Origin of the sequence: Glaciecola sp. 1036 (assembly GCF_050306235.1) — a bacterium.
Classification (GTDB): domain Bacteria; phylum Pseudomonadota; class Gammaproteobacteria; order Enterobacterales; family Alteromonadaceae; genus Glaciecola.
On sequence record NZ_JBLWFH010000001.1, the window covers coordinates 355,123 to 372,654 of the forward strand.

Genomic DNA, 17,532 nt, shown 5'->3' on the forward strand with positions numbered 1-17,532 from the left:
GGGCTTAGTTTGGCGACACCGGTTTGGCTTGAGAAGCGCGAATATTACTTAACTCAATACGTGAATACTTGTGTTCAACAAACTCATGTACATTGGTGCTTAACGATAGTTTAAAGTAATTTGTTGCAGCTATCTGATTGCCTCTAGCCGCATGATATTTACCTAGGTAAAAATAGGCTTCACACAAACGGTTATTTAACTCTGTGTGCGAGTTAACATCGTCTAATAAACGCGCAACGACGGCTTTTTCAGATGCATTACCTAAATAAAAATCAATAATGACAGTTACCCAGTTGTCTTCATCAAGGTTTTTTCTGTGTTCAGCAAGGGCTTCAATTGCTTTGATAGGATCAACACTTGCGTCAGTGATATAAAGCCAAAGCACTCTATAAGGATCTGTCGGTTCTTTTTTCCAAAATGCAGTGGCATCTTTTACCGCTAATTCTGAGCGCCCACCATAATATAACGCAATCCCACGATTCAGTAGCGCAAAGTCATAATCAGGATTAAGTTCTAAAGTGGAATCAAATGCTTCATATGCTTGTACATAATTTCCCTGTTGAATGTGGTGAACACCAACAAAATTATGCGCACCTGCTAAATCAGGCTTTAAGCGTAGTGCCTCATTGTAATCGATGGCTGCCAAGCTGGTTAACCCAATGGCATCATAAGCAATACCGCGTTGATAAAGCAATTCTGCTCTTTCTTCATCATTCAGCGGCGCTTTGTAGAGAATATGAGTGTAACGCGCAATCACCATTTGCGTTCGCTGACTAATAGGCTCAGGTTCAGCTATTAATAAATTACTTTGCAGTGTGCGACTTTGGTCAAGCGACTGGCACCCTGATAATGTAGCGATAAACAGTAAAACGATTAGTGATATGCTGACGTCTTTGGTCACTTATACCTCGACACTTGCTCAATTATTATATTTTCCTGAAGATTATAATAAATTTAGCGCTGAAATGTTGGTTAATTTTGTTACTTTTCGTAAATACAAAAAAAGGAGCTATATAAGCTCCTTTTTGTCTATATCAGAACGATTAATCTTCGTCAGACGGTGCTTCAGCTTGAGGTTTCTCAATCAACTCTTTCATGCTTAAACGCACACGATTTTGTCGATCGATATCCATCACTTTCACGTCGACCATTTGACCTTCAGATAAATAATCCGTTACTTTGGCTACTCGCTCATGGGCGATTTGAGAAATATGTACCAAGCCTTCTTTACCAGGTAACACTTCAACAAAAGCACCAAAGTCTGCAATTCGAGTCACTTTTCCGTGATAAGTTTTTCCTACTTCAACTTCTGCAGTAACCGCTTCTATGCGACCAATAGCGATATCTGCTTTGGTTTTCTCAGTTGCAAAAATCTTAATTGTACCGTCGTCTTCGATCTCGATATTAGTGTCTGATTCTTCAGTAATAGAACGAATTGTTGCGCCACCTTTACCGATAACATCACGAATTTTGTCTTGGTCAATTTTCATGGTGTAAATACGCGGTGCAAATTCAGACATTTCATCACGGTGACCACCAATGGCTTGATCCATCACACCTAGAATATGTAAACGCGCTTCTTTAGCTTGTTTAAGTGCGATTTGCATGATTTCTTTGGTGATACCTTCAATTTTGATGTCCATTTGAAGTGCAGTAATACCCGTGGTAGTTCCCGCAACTTTAAAGTCCATATCACCTAAATGGTCTTCGTCACCAAGGATATCTGATAATACAACAAAGTTTTCATCTGATTTAACCAAGCCCATGGCAATACCCGCAACAGAGGCTTTAATTGGTACACCGGCATCCATCAACGCAAGTGACGTACCACATACAGAAGCCATAGATGACGAACCGTTTGATTCTGTAATTTCAGATACAACACGCACTACGTATGGAAATTCTTGTTCTGATGGCATTACCGCTTGAATACCACGCTTAGCCAAACGACCGTGACCAATTTCACGACGCTTAGGCGAGCCAATCATGCCAGTTTCACCCACACAATATGGAGGGAAGTTGTAATGCAACATGAAGCGGCTGTTAGAAGAACCAGATAAATCATCAATCATCTGAGAATCGCGCTCTGTACCTAAGGTGGCAACTACTAATGCTTGAGTTTCACCACGAGTAAACAATGCAGAACCGTGAGTACGAGGAAGCACACCTGTTGCAACGTGCAATGCACGAATAGTTTCAGGATCTCGACCGTCGATACGCTTCTCGCCTGCTAGGATGCGTGAACGTACAACGTCACTTTCTAATTCATGGGCTAAAGCTGAGATTTCAGCAGGATCTAAAGTTTCGTCTTCTTCGACTAACGCAGCTACAGTTTTTTCCGTTACCGCGGTTACCGCGTCTTTACGCTCCATTTTGTCAGAAATTTGATACGCACTTGTCATATCGGCTTCTGCTAATGCTTTTACTTTATCTTTAAGTGCAGTATTTACTTCTGGCGCAGTCCAATCCCATTTAGGCGTGTTAACTTCAGAAGCAAACTCATTTACTGCATTAATCACTGTTTGAGATTGCTCATGGCCATATACTACAGCACCTAACATTACGTCTTCTGACAATATTTGTGCTTCTGATTCAACCATTAATACAGCGCTTTCGGTACCAGCAACTACTAAGTCTAGTTGGCTAGTTTCCATCTCTGAAGAGCGTGTATTTAATACGAATTCGTTATCGATATAACCAACGCGGGCAGCGCCGATAGGACCATTAAATGGAATTCCTGAAATCGCTAAAGCTGCAGAAGTACCAATCATTGAAATGATATCAGTTGGAATTTCTGGATTTGCAGAAACCACTGTGATAACGATTTGCACTTCATTCATGAAACCTTCTGGGAATAAAGGTCTGATGGGGCGGTCAATTAATCGAGCTGTTAATGTTTCGTTCTCTGAAGGTCGACCTTCTCTTTTGAAAAAACCACCTGGGATTTTACCCGCTGCATAAGTTTTTTCTTGATAATTTACAGTCAACGGAAAGAAATTTTGATCGGGTTTTGCTTCTTTTTTACCTACCACAGTGACTAATACTGAAGTATCGTCCATGCTGGCAAGTACGGCGGCTGTTGCTTGGCGAGCAATCACGCCAGTTTCTAGTGTTACAGTATGCTGACCATACTGAAAAGTTTTTGTAATAGGAGTCACACTCTATCCTTTAAAATTAATGTTTTCTTTGCTTTTTAACGCGCGCATAGTATAGCGGCTAATATATGACAATGCCATGCTAATGGCGGATTTTTATGCCTAATTACTAGGAGTATTGGGTAAAAAAAATTAGTTTTTGAAAATTTCAGTCAGTTGATATCTGTTTTAAGCTTGCTTTAGTGGTGGTCAATCACAACTTATTATTCTTCATGTTTATCTCTACAGCTTTCACCAGACAATTCAAACTCAATGGTTGTATGATCAAGGGCAAAAGGCTGAAGCACAGTTGCAACTTGTTTTTTTAATGCTATTAGTCCTTCTACATCAAAAGACTTATCTAGTACAAGGTGAGCAGTTAATACGTGACTGGCGCCATCTAATGACCAAAAATGCACGTGATGTAATTCGTTGACGTTATCGATAGACAGTAAAGCTTTTTGTATTTTTTCCTGTTTTAAGCTGTCAGGATTGGCTTGTAGAAACAATTTAATGGTGTGAGTCAAATGCTTGCCAACGTTAAAAAGAATAAATAACGTAAACACCACAGACAACAAGGGGTCTAAAATCGGCCAGTTTACGAATTGCAAAACGATAGCGACAATCAACACCGCTACCCAACCAAGCATATCTTCCAACAGATGCCAGTTAAGCACTTTTTCGTTTAGGGTGTCTCCACCATGAAGTTTATAGGCGGCATAACCGTTTACCGCGACACCAAGAATCGCTAGCAGAATCATCCCTTCTGTGACTGGCATTTCCGGCGCCCATAAACGAGGGATAGCTTCAAACAACACCCATGCAGAGCCAACAACCAAAATCATACCGTTAATTAGTGCACCTAATAAACTTAGTCGTTTGAATCCGTAAGTAAATTGGTCTGTAGCATCACGTTTGCCAACCTTGCTCAGATACCAGGCCAAGCCAATGGATAATGAATCGCCCAAGTCATGCACTGCATCAGCCATTATAGCGACACTGTTTGTCAACCATCCACCAATGAATTCAATTATGGTGAAGCTAAAATTAAGCCAAAATGCCCAACTTATACGGCTTTCATCAATATCGTGATGATGATGGTGACCATGGGAATGATGGTGGCCATGACTGTGATTATGAGAGTGTTCATCAGAGTGATCATGATGATCGTGCATATGAACTCATCCTATTGATGCAAGGGAGTTAAAAACAAATAGCTATCAAAAGGAATGATATAGACTTTACGGATGTAAAGCCACATAGTTTGCAAAGTCATAGAATAAAGTAAATGCTAATAAAAGAAAAAGCCCATTTGGAAAATGGGCTTTTATTATTTGGTGCGGAAAGAGGGACTTGAACCCTCACGAGCATAGCTCACTACCCCCTCAAGATAGCGTGTCTACCAATTCCACCACTTCCGCATTTGAGTAATTAACAAATTTAGTTAGGTACGTCAGAATTATTATCGTCTGATGGCACATCTTCAGATACAGGCACATCTTCTGATACTGGCGCAGTAGCTTCTACCGGCTCTTCATCAATTAATGGTACTTCTAACGTCTCAAACTGATCTTCAGCTTTGCCTTGACCAGACGTAATACTGCCGATGATTAGACTTATAAGGAAAAATAAGGTAGCTAAGATGGCAGTCGTACGTGTCATAAAGTTACCTGATCCACTTGAACCAAAAACTGTGTTTGAACCGCCAGCGCCGAATGAAGCGCCCATATCAGCACCCTTACCTTGTTGAATTAACACAAAGCCTATAAGTGCAATAGCTACAATCAAGTATGCAACTAACAAAAATTCATATAACGACATCTATTTCCTCTCATTAGCAGCACTGCAAATGCTACTGAAACTTTCAACTTTCAAACTGGCCCCGCCTATTAATCCACCGTCAATATCGGGTTGAGCAAAAAGCTCTGCGGCATTGTCCTGATTAACACTGCCACCATATAATATTTGTACTTTGTCACTATCTTTGTGGATAGCACTCAGTTTTTTTCGAATAAACCCATGAACCTCTTGGGCTTGTTCAGGAGATGCTGTTTTACCGGTACCTATGGCCCAAATAGGCTCATAAGCAATAACGCATTTTTCGACAAAATCATCGCCGCACAGTGAAATAGCCGCGTCTAATTGTGCCCCAACAAAATCAAACACATCTCCGTTTTGTCTGACTTCTAACGGTTCACCAACACAAAATATTGGTGTTAAACCAGCTGCGATTGCGGTCTTTGTTTTTTCTGCCACAACAATATTACTTTCAGAGTGATCTTGTCGCCGTTCAGAATGCCCAAGAATGACATATTCACAACCGACTTCTTTAAGCATAGCTACAGAAATATCGCCAGTGTGCGCACCAGATTCAAACTGACTTGCGTTTTGAGCACCAAGGCAAAAGTTATTAGCTTTCCCTTGCGTAAGATAAACACTAGGTAAACACAAAACGACGGTAATATTGTCGTACTCTGATAACTGTTGTTTAAATTCTGTTAGCTTTTCAAGGCTACCGTTCATTTTCCAATTACCGGCGACCATCATGGTTCTTCGTTGCGACATAGATAACTCCCTGTGTGCACGCCCTAAAAAGCGGCGGTGATATTAACCAAGAGCGTGCGAAATAACAATAGCAATACGTAAAAAAATTTCAGTTACTTAGCCGCTTCTACCTCAAATGCGATAGTTTCAGCCCATTTTTTAGCTGTTTCAATATTTTCAGCCTCAACCATTACACGAATGAGAGGCTCAGTGCCACTTTTTCTAAGTAAAACGCGCCCTGATTCTCCCATGGCTTTTTCCGCTTCACTGACCGATTTGATAACATTATCCTTACTTAAAGGATTTCCCAGTTTACTATCAAATTTTACGTTTATCAGCTCTTGTGGGAATTTCGTGTACCCTGACGCTAATGAACTCAATGGCATTTGTGCTCTGAGCATGGCAGCAATTACTTGCAGGCCTGCAACAATACCGTCTCCAGTGGTTGCATAATTAAGGTTGAGTACATGACCAGAGTTTTCACCGCCTATCGCCCATCCGTTGCGCATTAATAGTTCCATGACGTATCGATCGCCAACATCTGCTCGTTGAAATGGAATGCCCAATTTTTCTAAGGCTAATTGCATAGCGAGATTCGACATTTTAGTTCCAACTACGCCACCTCCTTTTAAGCCGCCGTTTTTCAATGCATCACGTGCAATAATAAAGATGATTTGATCACCATCTACAACATCACCTGTTTCATCTACCATCATGATGCGATCGCCGTCACCATCTAATGCAAACCCAAAATCAGCACCATATTTTTTCACCGCGCTCACAGTAGTTTTGAGTGAGGTAGCCCCTACTTTTCGATTTATGTTTAAACCATCTGGCGCGGTACCGACTTCTATGACTTCAGCACCCAGCTCCCGCAAAACATTAGGGGCAATGTGATAAGTAGCACCGTGAGCACAATCAACCACTATCTTTAACCCACTTAAGGATAAGTCTGACGGGAATGTACCTTTACAATATTCAATATATCGCCCCGCAGCATCGTTTATGCGGGTTGCTTTGCCTAACTTATCAGAAGCGACACAAGTCATTGGCTGCTTCATTTGTTGTTCAATGGCCAATTCAATATCATCATCAAGTTTTTGACCTGAAGAAGAAAAAAACTTGATGCCATTGTCATAGTAGGGGTTATGTGAAGCACTTATTACAATGCCAGCTTCTGAACGAAATGTTTTTGTTAAATAAGCAATTGCAGGTGTTGGCATAGGGCCCAACAAGCCGATATTAATACCAGCGGCAGATAAGCCTGCTTCTAACGCTGATTCGAGCATGTAGCCTGATATCCGCGTGTCTTTGCCAATTAATACTTTGTTTGTTCCATGCCCTGCAAGTATTTTTCCAGCGGCCCATCCTAACTTTATAACAAACTCAGGGTTAATAACGCTTTCCCCTACTTTGCCTCGGATGCCATCTGTACCAAAAAACTCTCTCTTTGCCATCTTTATATCCTTGTTTAAAGACTGTCCAATTTGCTTATAATGTCCGCTGCATCTTTCATTTCTGGTACATCGTGTACTCGTAAAATATTTGCACCATAAAGAGCAGCTATTGTGTGTGTTGCGATATCACCGGCTATGCGTTGGTTCACTTCTCGATTCAACAAATTTCCAATCATAGATTTTCTCGACATTCCTGCTAATAAAGGCATATCGAATTGCTTAAAAACCGAAAATTTTTTCAGCATAGTGTAATTGTGATCAAGATTCTTGCCAAAACCAAACCCCGGATCCAAAATAATTTGTTCTCGTTTAAATCCTGCGTTCATCAATTCCTCAACCCTTTGCTTTAAAAACGCTACAACCTCTTCTAATACGGATGAATATTCTGGCTTATTTTGCATGGTTTGAGGGGTTCCTTGCATATGCATAATGCAGCAAGGAATTTGGTATTCGTGTGCCAATTTACTGGCAGCGCTTAATGCCCCGTCTTCAGATAGAGCTCTTACATCGTTTATTAGTCGAGCCCCCACTTTTGCGGCCTGTAGCATAACCTCAGCTTTACTAGTATCGACTGAAATCACACAGTCTAGATTTTGTGCGATTTTTTCCACCACAGGAATGACTCTTTCAAGCTCCTGTTCAAGGGATACTTTAGCTGCACCAGGTCGTGTTGATTCACCACCAATATCAATAAATGTGGCACCTGAATCTACCATGTATTCGGCTTGTTTTAAGGCTTTATCGACTTGATTAAACTTACCACCATCTGAAAAAGAATCAGGGGTAACGTTTAAAATGCCCATTATTTTAGGTGAGTCAAAGGTGATAGTTTTATCACCAAAAGTCATCTGTTTAAATTCGTTCACTCTCAAAGCATCCACACTTAGTTTAGATGAATGTATAAATTGCTAATTGCGCATAAATAGGAAAAGCGCCCATGCAGGCGCTTTCGTTTTTGCTAATCGAGTTAATTAGTAGTAGTGCTGGTATTTCCATCATCTGCTGGCTTGTCTTGCTTGCCAACGTCGATAGTAGCACCACCAGAAGGTTTATTATCGTCTGACTTGTTGTCTCTATCCCAATCTGCAGGAGGACGAACGTCTCTGCGTTCCATCAAATCGTCGATTTGTTTTGCATCTATAGTTTCATACTTCATCAACGCATCTTTCATCGTATGCAAAATATCCATGTTATCTTGCAAAATCTGATAAGCACGCTGATAGTTACGATCTATTATGTCTTTTATTTCTTTATCTATTGTACGAGCAGTTTCATCGGACACGTTGGCAGATTTGCTCATCGAACGTCCTAAGAAAACCTCACCTTCTTCTTCTGCGTACAATTGCGGACCTAATTTGGCACTTAAGCCCCATTGTGTCACCATTTTCTTGGCTATATCAGTGGCCCGTTCGATATCATTTGAAGCACCTGTAGTCACTGAATCTTCACCGTAAATGATTTCTTCGGCAATTCGGCCACCGAACAAACTTGATATCATGCTTTCAAGATGGCGTTTTGTATAACTAACACGATCTTGCTCAGGCAAATACATGGTCACACCTAATGCTCGTCCACGCGGGATAATTGACACCTTATATACTGGGTCATGTTCAGGCACCATTCTACCAACGATCGCGTGGCCAGCTTCGTGATACGCAGTCATGGCTTTTTCTTCCTCAGACATCACCATGGAACGACGTTCAGTTCCCATCATAATTTTGTCTTTGGCTTTTTCAAACTCTTCCATTGACACTAAGCGGCGATTTGAACGAGCAGCAAACAAGGCAGCTTCATTCACCAAGTTGGCTAAATCAGCACCAGAAAATCCAGGCGTACCTCGCGCTATTACAGATGCTACAACGTCATCCGCAATAGGTACTTTTCGCATGTGAACTTTCAGAATTTGTTCTCTTCCGCGAATATCAGGTAAGCCTACCACTACTTGACGGTCAAAACGTCCTGGACGTAGAAGTGCAGGATCTAGTACATCAGGACGGTTAGTCGCCGCAATTACTATAATACCTTCGTGACCTTCAAAGCCGTCCATTTCAACTAGCATCTGGTTCAAGGTTTGTTCACGTTCATCATGACCACCACCTAAACCTGCGCCACGTTGACGACCTACAGCATCAATCTCATCAATAAAGATGATACAGGGCGAAGATTTTTTGGCTTGTTCAAACATGTCACGAACACGAGATGCACCAACACCAACGAACATTTCTACAAAATCTGAACCAGAAATTGTAAAGAAAGGCACTTTTGCCTCACCAGCAATTGCTTTAGCAAGCAAGGTTTTACCTGTTCCTGGTGGCCCTACCATCAATACACCCTTAGGTATTTTTCCGCCTAACTTTTGGAACTTGGTTGGATCGCGTAAAAAGTCGACTAATTCCGTCACTTCTTCTTTTGCTTCATCGCAGCCTGCAACATCTGCAAAGGTGGTTTTAATTTGGTCTTCACTAAGTAAACGGGCTTTACTTTTACCAAATGACATAGCGCCTCTACCACCGCCGCCTTGCATTTGACGCATAAAGAATATCCAAACACCAATCAAAAGAAGCATAGGGAACCAAGAAATAAATATCTGAGCGAACCAGTTTGGTTGCTCTGGAGGTGTCCCGTATTGAATAACGTTATTCGTTTTTAAATCATCAATAAGTTTAGGATCTAACATCGGCATTGTTGTGGTAAACACAGTGCCGTTTTTCATTTGGCCTTTTATTTCGCGTCCTTCTATGTGCACCTGTGAAACATCACCACGCTGCACTTCGTTTAAAAACGTAGTGTAGTCCTTAGAAGCCCCCGCTGGCTCATTGCTTGTGAAGTTTTTGAATACCATCATCAACACAACAGCAATAAACAGCCATAAAATAAGATTTTTTGCCATGTCGCTCAAAGCTAATTACCCCTAAAATAAAAAATCTGGTTCACGCAATTACCGCATTTCCAACACTTAAGACTACTACACTTTACAGCCTTTAGCCACCAAATACGCCTCTCTAGAGTATGTTCATAGAGAATCCAGTGTTCTGGTCTTTACACTAGTAAATGCGGACTTTATTTCTCGAAAGAACTCATAAATCCCTTCACCATGGAAACCTTTTATTACAAAATTTCCATTTGGTTTAAGTACTGATCAGTACTTAAACCAATGCTAACTCACATTAACCATAAACATTGCCTGATGCACCTATTAATCGTCACTCGTAACACTTGCTATCTCAGACAATATAATAACTACGTTGTTCCCGCCAATTTTGTCCAATAACCTGTTTAAAACAATTTCGTTACCAAAGTTACCTTGCGAAAAATCGAGGCCTGACAAGAAGTCGTCAGACAACCTTTCATACACTACCTTACGCAATAACTGTACCACTACCGCTCACTTTTTCAGTGCAACATTGGTATTAACCATCACTTGTCACTGGCAAAATAATTCTTTTTCGTTATTCGCTTAATTCGCTAGATGCATTGTGCATAAAGTATAGGTAGAATAACGTTTTTCAAGTAACAACAACATAAAATAGTGAAATAATGCATTTAACTAATAAACAAAAACAATATTTAAAAGGACTCGCCCATAATCTAAAGCCAGTGGTACAGCTTGGTGGTAACGGTTTGACAGAAGGTGTACTCGCAGAAATAGAAAATGCATTGTCACATCACGAGCTGATAAAAGTTAAAATTCCCACTGACGATCGAGAAGAAAAAGCCTTGATCATAGATGCAATAGTAGCGGAAACCAGTAGTGAAAAAATTCAAACTATCGGCCATATATTGGTTATATACAAACCAAGTGAAGATCAGAAGATAAGCCTACCTAAAGCCTAGAAAAATATTCCCGCTATCTATATAGTTGCACTTACAACTAAAACTGTAGATTCTCAGGATTTAAAATATGACAGAAAAAACAGTCAATGTAAGCGCACTAGTCACTGGTGGAAGCTCTGGTTTAGGTAGAGCTACCGTTGAAGTTTTAATCCAATACAATTACAAAGTAATTGTGTTTGACCTTAACCTAGACGCAAAAAACGAACTTGAACAATCCTTTGGCGCCAATAATATACTCTTCTATCAAGTTGATGTTACCAATGAAGCACAAGTGCAATCTGCGCTAACGAACTTACCTGACGCATTTGCGAATCTTAGATTATGTGTTAATTGCGCAGGAATAGCGCCCGCTAAGCGCACTTTAAATAAAGAAAACCAAGCTTACGCGTTAGCTGATTTTAGTAAAGTCATTAATATAAACTTGGTAGGTTCGTTTTGTGTTGCAAAAGAAGCTGCAGCATTAATGGCAAGCAATCAACCAGATCATGATGGTCAACGAGGCTGTATTATCAATACTGCTTCTGTGGCGGCATTTGAGGGGCAGATTGGTCAAACGGCATACGCAGCTAGTAAAGGTGGAATAGCGGGACTTACCTTGCCCATGGCGCGAGATTTAGCGCCACTAGGGATTCGTGTTAACACTGTAGCACCCGGGATAATGGGTACGCCTATGCTGTTAGCAATGCCTGAAAATGTGCAGCAGGGACTCACCGCTAATGTCCAAAACCCTAAACGTTTAGGCTATCCATCAGAGTTTGGCCGATTAGTGTTACATATTGCACAAAACAATTACTTAAATGGTGAAACAATTCGCCTCGATGGCGGCTTAAGAATGCCGCCCAAGTAAGCAATAAATTTAGTCGTCTTCAGAACCATTCACTATATCGAAAATGGCTTTCAATTTTCTGACAGCCATTTCATTGATGCTGTTACGTGGGTAATTTCCTTTACTATTGAGTTTACCGGCTTTTTTGCCGGTAATTATCTCTAGTGCTTGATCGACCGTTTTCACTGCATATACATGAAAATTACCTTCCGCTACTGCAGTTAGAATTTCTTCATCCAACACTAGATTTACAATATTAGAAGCGGGAATGATGACGCCTTGTTTTCCAGTTAATCCTCGGGACTGGCAAAGTTGAAAAAATCCTTCTATTTTTTCATTTAGGCCGCCCACCGCTTGTACCTCACCTAACTGATTGATACTGCCAGTAACAGCTATGCCTTGATCTAATTTTATATTTGTTAATGCAGAAATCAGGCAGAGTAGTTCAGCTAAAGACGCACTGTCGCCATCAATGTAGCCATAGGATTGCTCTAGGGCGATATTCGCCGACAATGTTAAAGGAAATTTCTGAGCATATTTATTACCCAAATACCCTGCAAGCAACATAACGCCTTTTGAATGGATGGATTGGCCTAATTCGACTTCTCTTTCGATATCAACTATGCCATTTGCCCCAGCGTAAACGCTGGCAGTGATTCTCGCGGGAGTACCAAAAGAAGAATCACCTATATCTAATACGGTGAGACCATTTAAGGTACCTTCGGCTTTCCCTTCAGTACTGATCAACACGTGTCCCTGATGGATATCCTGAAGAAATTGATCCGCTACACGACCAGTGCGAAATTTCTTTGCGGCTAGCGCTTGTTGTACGTGGGTAACTTGAATATTTTTACTTTTTTCTTTTTCGCAGAAAAATTTTATTTCGCTTAGCAATTCTATAATTTCGGCAAATTTTGCATTAATGCGCTGCTGGTGCTCAGAGGTCCGCATGCTGTACTTAACCAGACTGATAAGCGCTTGCTCTTCAATATCATTTAACCCAATGGCGTTAACTTGTTTTTTTATTCGGTGAACGAACTGTGCTTGGGTATCTGGGGTTAAATCAATATCATCATCAAAATCTACCAACACTCTACAGAGTTCGGGAAATTCATGATCATAGTCTTGTAGGGCGTAATATAAGGATCTTGAGCCTAATAAAATCAATTTGACGCTAAGCCCCATGGGCTCAGGTGTTAACGTCATTGAATTCACCATTCCAGGCTCATATTGCTGTAAATCCAATTTGATTTCACCGAATTTTAACGCCAGTTTAAGCGCATCCCAAACATGCTTGTGACCCAATAATTTATCTGCATCCACTACCAAATAACCGCCGTTAGCCTTGTGTAAAGCGCCAGCGGTAATCATTCGATAATTGGTAAACACGCTACCTTGAATACTGGTGTATTCAATTTTTCCAAACAAGTTTTGATAGGTCGGATTAGGTTCATAAATCAATGGCGTTTTTTGATTTACTGTATGCGCAACTAACACATTTGGAACATAGAGTTGGACCAACATTTCTTTATGATCATATTCGTCCATTTTACCGTCTTTTTCGGTTTCTCCGAGATTTTCAACAATTGTCTCTATCAGATGCTTTTTCATCGAAGAGATAAAACGCTGGATCTGAATGTTATCAGCATATTTTCGTTGCAACTCTTTGATTAAAGGGCGTATCGCTTGTTCTGTGACATCTTTTTTCAGTTGCTTACTTTTATCTGTGCTCTCTCGCTGCCAACTAGGCAATTCTAATAGCGCTTCGGTCAGAGCATTTTCTAAACGATCAATTAACTCATAATAATGCTTACGTTGATCATCAGGAAATGACGTAAATTCGCTGTCTGAAACGGGTTTTCCATCAACTAAAGGTGAAAAACTTATACTGTTACCATCTTCAATCAAAGCAACATTGTTATTTAGCGCTAACGCTTCAACATCGTCTATAGCTTGATCATATTTTTGTTCGTAATGGCGAGTTATCGCAGCTTTTTTACGTTGATAGCCTGGGTTTTCAAAGGCCACAGGAAAGGTTGCCAACACTTCGTCCACCAACGCCATAAAATCTTTCACTAGACCATGACTATCCCCTGCCCTTAGTTTCAATACAACGGGTTGTCGCTCGTTCTCATAGTTGTTTAAATAGCACCAATCAAAGATTTCTTTATCATGATTCAGTTGTTGACTGATGTAATCGTTAATTAAGGTGTAACGACCTGTTGCAGGTTCACCCATCACATAGATATTGTAGCCAGGTGCATCTACCCCTAATCCAAAAGCAATGGCTTGTTTCGCTCGTTCTTGGCCAATTAACGAGGCGCTGGATGATTTTTGTTCATCTACATCCGTGATTATTATGCTTGGCGCAAGCTGTTCTACTGATAAACGAAATTCGGTCATATTTATGTTTTACATCCAAAAAAACAGTGGTGAAGGGGTAATTTAAGCGACAAGTTTATATTAATTTTTAATATATGGGTAAAAACAGTGCAAAATGATTGTTTCTGGGCCAGCTAACAAGTTATTCTATAGGGCTAATGTTCAACATTATTTGCAGAGTAACAATAAAAGATGTCCAATACTCAGGTGTCAAACCCTTCAGAAACGAATAATTACGATCCTCAAACGATTGAAGCCAAAATGCAAAAACGCTGGGAAGAAAACGGCGTTTATAATGCAGATATAGAAAGTGACAAAGAAAAATTCTATTGCCTAAGTATGTTCCCTTACCCTAGTGGACGACTACACATGGGGCACGTCCGAAACTATACCATTGGAGATGTAATTAGCCGTTTTCAACGAATGCAGGGGAAAAATGTATTACAACCTATAGGTTGGGATGCGTTTGGACTTCCGGCTGAAAATGCTGCCATTGCAAATAAGACAGCGCCTGCTAGTTGGACCATGAAAAATATCGATCACATGCGCGGTCAACTAACGGCTTTAGGTTTTGGTTATGATTGGCGACGTGAGTTGGCAACCTGTAAACCTGACTACTATCGCTGGGAACAATGGTTTTTCACCAAGTTGTTTGAAAACGGCATGGTGTATAAGAAGAATGCCACTGTAAACTGGGATCCTGTTGACCAAACTGTGCTGGCTAATGAACAAGTTATTGATGGAAAAGGTTGGCGTTCCGGTGCCACAGTTGAACGTAAAGAGATTCCTCAATGGTTTGTTAAAATTACAGACTATGCAGAAGAGTTATTGAATGATTTAGAAAAATTAGAACAATGGCCTTCACAAGTAAAACTTGCACAAAAGAATTGGATTGGACGTTCTGAAGGCGTCAATCTGCGTTTCTCTTTAGCAAATGAAATTGCCGGTTATGAAGAGTTAGAAGTTTACACTACGCGTCCTGACACTTTATTCGGCGCCACCTATGTGGCAATCGCGCCGCAACATCCTATTACTTTAGCCTTGGCCGAAAACTCACCTGAATTACAGGCCTTTATTGAAAAATGTAAGCAAACAAAGACGTCTGAAGAAGAGTTGGCAACCATGGAAAAAGAAGGTATGCCACTTAATATAGACGTTATTCATCCGTTGACTGGGGATAAATTGTCTGTTTGGACGGCTAATTTCGTGTTGATGGATTATGGTTCTGGTGCCGTTATGTCGGTACCAGCTCATGACCAAAGAGATTGGGAATTTGCAACTAAGTATAATCTTCCTATTGTACAGGTAGTCGCACCGAAAGAAGGTGAAGACTGTGACATAGCGAAAGCTGCATATACGGAAAAAAATACGCTAATTAATTCAGGAGATTTTTCTGGCTTACCATTTCAAGAGGGCTTCGACGCTATTGCTGAAGCTTTACAGCAAATGGGCAAAGGTGAAAAAACTGTCAACTTTAGATTACGCGATTGGGGTGTTTCTAGACAACGATATTGGGGAGCTCCTATTCCAATAGTGAATGATGAATTAGGTCATTCATATCCGGTAAAAAGTGAAGATTTACCCGTCTTATTACCTGAAGATGTAGTCATGGATGGGGTCACCTCACCTATCAAAGCGGATAAAGAGTGGGCTAAAACCACTTATGACGGCAAGCCTGTTTTGAGAGAAACCGATACCTTTGATACCTTTATGGAATCTTCATGGTACTACGCAAGATATGCTTCATCACCTTCGGATGCCATGTTAGATCCCAGTGAAGCAAATTATTGGCTACCCGTAGATCAATATGTGGGGGGTATTGAACACGCCACTTTGCACTTATTGTACGCTCGCTTCTTCCATAAACTGATGCGAGACCAAGGGTTAGTTGCCAGTGATGAACCTTTCGAAAGACTATTATGTCAGGGCATGGTTTTAGCTAATGCATTTAGTGCTAAAGCGGATGATGGCAAAGAAGTCTGGTTTGCCCCTAATGATGTTGAAGTAGAACGTGATGACAAAGGTCGCATCGAAAAAGCTTGGGTGAAAGAAACGGGTCAGGCGGTAGAATATGCCGGCATGATAAAAATGTCGAAATCAAAAAATAATGGTATCGACCCTCAATCAATGATCGATATTTACGGCGCTGACACTATCAGACTTTATACCATGTTCGCTGCGCCGCCGGAGCAAGACCTAGAATGGATTGAGTCTGGTGTTGAAGGTGCTAACCGCTTCTTAAGACGTTTGTGGCGTTTGGTTAATGAGCATGTTTCTCAGGGATTAACGTCAGCTCAATTAGACGTGAAAAGTTTAACCAAAGCACAAAAGCTGTTGCGAAAAGAAATTCATTCTGCTATTGAAAAAGTGACTGATGACATAGGTCGACGTCAGACGTTTAATACAGCCATCGCGCGTATGATGGAATTATTGAATGCATTAAGTAAATATGAAGTTAGCGATGCTCAAGATAAAGTGCTTTATCAACAAGGATTAACCGTTTTGGTACAAATGCTAAACCCTGTAACTCCGCATATTTGTGAAGAAATGTGGGAATTATTAGGTAACAGCGAAAATTTACAGACCTGTGACTGGCCTGAACTAGACAAATCAGCGTTAGTTGACGATGAAAAACTCATCGTTGTTCAAGTAAATGGTAAAGTGCGGGCAAAAATTACGGTTCCAGCTGATATAAGCAAAGAAGATTTAGAAAAATTAGCCACGACTCAAGAGAATGTGCAGAGTTTTATCGAAGGCAAAGCCTTGAGAAAAGTTATTGTAGTGCCAGGTAAACTGGTTAACATAGTGGCCAATTAAATGACTAGCTTGAAAGCAATTTTAATAGTCGTCATCTCACTAAGTTTAAGCGCTTGTGGATTCACCTTACGTGGTTCTCAAGCCCTTCCTGAGCAACTGACGACTGTTATAATTAAAAGTCCTTTGCAATATGCACCTATTTCACGCACTTTAAGTGAACGACTACCTGTATATCAGTTAAATGGGTATTCTATGGAACAGGCAATGACAATGTCTTTTGTTCAGGGTAGCCTTGTACAAATCACTTTGCAGCCAGAACAGTTGGAGCGTAGGTTGTTATCTATGTTCAGCAACGGTCAAGTAGCGGAATATGAGCTTTTATATACCATAGATTATCAAGTGCAGTTCCCTGATAAACAAATTATCAATCACAGCGTTACTGTTGCCCGTGAATATCAAGAAGACCCAAATAGAATTTTGGCTAAGACTCGCGAGCTGGAAGAGGTGATGCAAGAAATGCGCAATGAAACTGCTGATAGGATGATTCGTTTGCTTTCAAGTCAGTATGCCACCTCTTTACCCGCGGAAGAATAAGCAC

General features: G+C 40.7%; 13 protein-coding genes and 1 tRNA gene. 4 read left to right on the plus strand and 10 right to left on the minus strand.

The genetic code is table 11. The features are described 5' to 3' along the window. Nucleotides 1–4: 4 nt before the first annotated feature. From nlpI to ftsH, 9 genes are all read right to left on the minus strand, one after another. On the minus strand, nt 5–901 hold the full coding sequence (nlpI, locus tag ACNKW3_RS01590) for a lipoprotein NlpI (RefSeq protein WP_427397534.1): 897 nt from the start codon (nt 899–901) through the stop codon (nt 5–7). Between the two features lie 142 nt (nt 902–1,043). Further along, on the minus strand, nt 1,044–3,158 hold the full coding sequence (gene pnp / locus ACNKW3_RS01595) for a polyribonucleotide nucleotidyltransferase (protein ID WP_427397535.1): 2,115 nt from the start codon (nt 3,156–3,158) through the stop codon (nt 1,044–1,046). Nucleotides 3,159–3,358: 200 nt separating this feature from the next. Next, nucleotides 3,359–4,309 carry a cation diffusion facilitator family transporter gene (locus ACNKW3_RS01600; RefSeq protein ID WP_427397536.1) on the minus strand — a complete coding sequence of 317 codons (951 nt, stop codon included), beginning with the start codon at nt 4,307–4,309 and terminating at the stop codon, nt 3,359–3,361. Between the two features lie 160 nt (nt 4,310–4,469). Next, nucleotides 4,470–4,555: transfer RNA gene (locus ACNKW3_RS01605), tRNA-Leu, on the minus strand. A 19-nt stretch (nt 4,556–4,574) separates the two neighbouring features. After that, a complete protein-coding gene (gene secG / locus ACNKW3_RS01610; RefSeq protein ID WP_427397537.1) occupies nt 4,575–4,955 on the minus strand; it encodes a preprotein translocase subunit SecG in 381 nt (126 codons plus the stop codon). After that, nucleotides 4,956–5,699: a triose-phosphate isomerase gene (tpiA, locus tag ACNKW3_RS01615; protein ID WP_427397538.1), complete on the minus strand. Its 744-nt coding sequence runs from the start codon at nt 5,697–5,699 to the stop codon at nt 4,956–4,958. 92 nt (nt 5,700–5,791) lie between these two features. Next, complete coding sequence (glmM, locus tag ACNKW3_RS01620) at nt 5,792–7,135, minus strand: phosphoglucosamine mutase (protein WP_427397539.1); 1,344 nt, start codon at nt 7,133–7,135, stop codon at nt 5,792–5,794. Nucleotides 7,136–7,149: 14 nt separating this feature from the next. Beyond that, on the minus strand, nt 7,150–7,983 hold the full coding sequence (gene folP / locus ACNKW3_RS01625) for a dihydropteroate synthase (protein ID WP_427397707.1): 834 nt from the start codon (nt 7,981–7,983) through the stop codon (nt 7,150–7,152). A gap of 119 nt (nt 7,984–8,102) precedes the next feature. Beyond that, entirely contained in the window at nt 8,103–10,034 is a 1,932-nt protein-coding gene (gene ftsH, locus ACNKW3_RS01630) for an ATP-dependent zinc metalloprotease FtsH (protein WP_427397540.1), read from the minus strand. A 638-nt stretch (nt 10,035–10,672) separates the two neighbouring features. On the opposite strand from ftsH, the gene yhbY reads away from it, so the two are divergent. Next, nucleotides 10,673–10,969 (plus strand): ribosome assembly RNA-binding protein YhbY, encoded by a 297-nt coding sequence (gene yhbY / locus ACNKW3_RS01635; protein WP_427397541.1) that lies wholly within the window; start codon nt 10,673–10,675, stop codon nt 10,967–10,969. A gap of 67 nt (nt 10,970–11,036) precedes the next feature. Beyond that, a complete protein-coding gene (locus tag ACNKW3_RS01640) occupies nt 11,037–11,816 on the plus strand; it encodes a 3-hydroxyacyl-CoA dehydrogenase (RefSeq protein ID WP_427397542.1) in 780 nt (259 codons plus the stop codon). Between the two features lie 9 nt (nt 11,817–11,825). Here the strand turns inward: ACNKW3_RS01640 and ACNKW3_RS01645 are convergent, their stop codons facing one another. After that, the gene (locus ACNKW3_RS01645; protein ID WP_427397543.1) at nt 11,826–14,198 is read right to left on the minus strand and encodes a Lon protease family protein; all 2,373 of its coding nucleotides are present in this window, start codon (nt 14,196–14,198) and stop codon (nt 11,826–11,828) included. Nucleotides 14,199–14,369: 171 nt separating this feature from the next. Here ACNKW3_RS01645 and leuS point away from each other — a divergent pair, with 171 nt between their 5' ends. Together leuS and lptE are read left to right on the plus strand one after the other, a co-directional pair. Next, a complete protein-coding gene (gene leuS, locus ACNKW3_RS01650; protein WP_427397544.1) occupies nt 14,370–16,994 on the plus strand; it encodes a leucine--tRNA ligase in 2,625 nt (874 codons plus the stop codon). Beyond that, nucleotides 16,995–17,528 carry an LPS assembly lipoprotein LptE gene (lptE, locus tag ACNKW3_RS01655; protein WP_427397545.1) on the plus strand — a complete coding sequence of 178 codons (534 nt, stop codon included), beginning with the start codon at nt 16,995–16,997 and terminating at the stop codon, nt 17,526–17,528. It abuts the gene before it with no gap. The last annotated feature ends 4 nt before the right edge of the window (nt 17,529–17,532 follow it).